Source organism: Bacillus mycoides, from assembly GCF_001757995.1.
In the GTDB taxonomy this organism is placed as follows: domain Bacteria; phylum Bacillota; class Bacilli; order Bacillales; family Bacillaceae_G; genus Bacillus_A; species Bacillus_A mycoides_B.
In genome coordinates this window covers 1-1,830 of record NZ_LXLV01000123.1, presented here as the reverse complement: position 1 = coordinate 1,830, position 1,830 = coordinate 1, and the positions used below count along the sequence as shown (strand labels likewise).

Genomic DNA, 1,830 nt, shown 5'->3' with positions numbered 1-1,830 from the left:
TGAAATAAGCATTGAATCACGTCATGTAAATCATCAAAGGATAAATCTGTCGGTAAACTAACTCTTCTCCAAATGGGGAAAGGACATCCCACTAATTCCAAGTGCAATTGATAACATTTCATTTGTGCTTCCTCCTGTTTTAAATGGATGGTATATGTCTAGTTATCATTTTCGCTGAAATAGTAAGAAATATAAAGTATAAATCAATAGAAAGAACAAAAAATCACGCTAGTGTACAAAGAATTCGTTGAAATGTCTCCAAATTGTGTCTAAGCGTACAATTTTCCCGAAATGGTATGGTGATGCCTAGTTAGCGTTTTAAATGTGTTTTCTCCAAACTGCCCTAGGGGCAGGGCGGTTTTTTATTTTGTTTTGATTCCTTTTCCCCAGCATTTATAGATGGGGATAATTGGCATTAATTCGATGATGTCAACCTTCCATTCTGGCGGTTCACCTTAAAAACGACTATCCACTTCATAATGTTCAAATCTACATAAGTACTTGTTCCCTTCTAAATCATTGCAATATGTTGGTTCGAGACATGGAAACATCTCAATTCCCCTTTCTTGATGCTTTCGAGCATCGGAATATCCAGGAACCCATTTGCTAGGTGGGGGATATTATCGGATTGCTGAATATTCCGGAAAGAAAAAACTTGTCTTTGTTCACATGTTCGTAACATCCTTATATAAAGTTTTTTGAAATCATGTGTTAAACTTACTACAGTCCAAGAAATTCTTATAAACTCGACAACTCGATGATCTTAGTACTGCCCTGCATCCTCTGCAGGGCTTCCCTCATTTAGCTATAGTTATATACTTGTATGTTTCTTCAACCGGTTCTGTTGCAAAAATAAAATAAAAAAGAATAAAGTGCATATATACCTAACAGAATTGTATTTTAGGTTCTGGTGCGAAAATTTCAAGACTCTTGCAAGTAATCTCCTAATCTTGGACATACTGATAGTATGACTCTAAAAAAGGTGCGTCATCAGTATGGAAAAGGAAAATTTGTTTAAATGGAAGCATTATCAGCCTGAACTAATCTTATTAACAGTAAGGTGGTACCTACGGTACAATTTGAGCTTCCGTAACCTGGTGGAAATGATGGAGGAAAGAGGGGTCTCCATTGCTCATACAACTATCAAGCGATGGGTTGGTCCCGAATTAGATAAGCGAGTACGACGTCATCTTAAATCAACCAATGATCCTTGGCGAGTCGATGAGACGTATGTGAAAGTCAAAGGTCAATGGATGTACCTATATCGTGCTGTTGATTCAAAAGGAAATACAATTGATTTTCATGTAAGCAAAACAAGAGATCATAGGGCTGCAAAGCGTTTTTTCAAGAAAGCTTTGCACCAGAACCCATTTTTTTGTATTTGAGAGTATTAAAATCTCTTGAATTGATGGGCATGTATGGTCACCCTAATAAGAAAATAAAGTTAAGTGTCATATTATACGGTTATAGCACTACCCGTAAATATCTAATTGGTGCTACCACTAGTTGATAAATAGCTCAAAAAAAGAACCCAATTAATAGGTTCTTTTGTTGTTGCTGATTATTTTTGTTCTAAAATACGTTCAACCTCAGCTATGACTAATTTACTGGCTTTAGCAATCGTTTCAAGTGGTACACCAAGTTCATGCATCCCTTTAATCATCTGTATTTTTCCTTGCTGAACCCCTTCTTGAATTCCTTCTTTTTTCCCCTCATTACGAGCATGAGCAAACTTTGCAGCCTCATCCATTAAGGCCTTTTCTCTTGCTTCATATGCTTGACGGAAAGAAGAATCTTGACTCATACGTTCCCACTTATTCATTGCTTTTT

2 protein-coding genes and 1 pseudogene are annotated in these 1,830 nt (G+C 36.5%); 1 reads left to right on the top strand and 2 read right to left on the bottom strand.

All coding sequences use genetic code 11. The features are described from left to right. On the bottom strand, window positions 1–122 hold a 122-nt coding region (locus BWGOE10_RS30825; RefSeq protein ID WP_145925677.1), incomplete at its 3' end, for an IS1096 element passenger TnpR family protein. 873 nt (window positions 123–995) lie between these two features. Between BWGOE10_RS30825 and BWGOE10_RS29145 the strand changes: the two are divergent. Beyond that, window positions 996–1,358: pseudogene (locus BWGOE10_RS29145) on the top strand (IS6 family transposase); the annotation flags it as partial. A gap of 203 nt (window positions 1,359–1,561) precedes the next feature. Here the strand turns inward: BWGOE10_RS29145 and BWGOE10_RS29140 are convergent. Continuing rightward, on the bottom strand, window positions 1,562–1,830 hold a 269-nt coding region (locus tag BWGOE10_RS29140; RefSeq protein WP_131798999.1), incomplete at its 5' end, for an Rpn family recombination-promoting nuclease/putative transposase.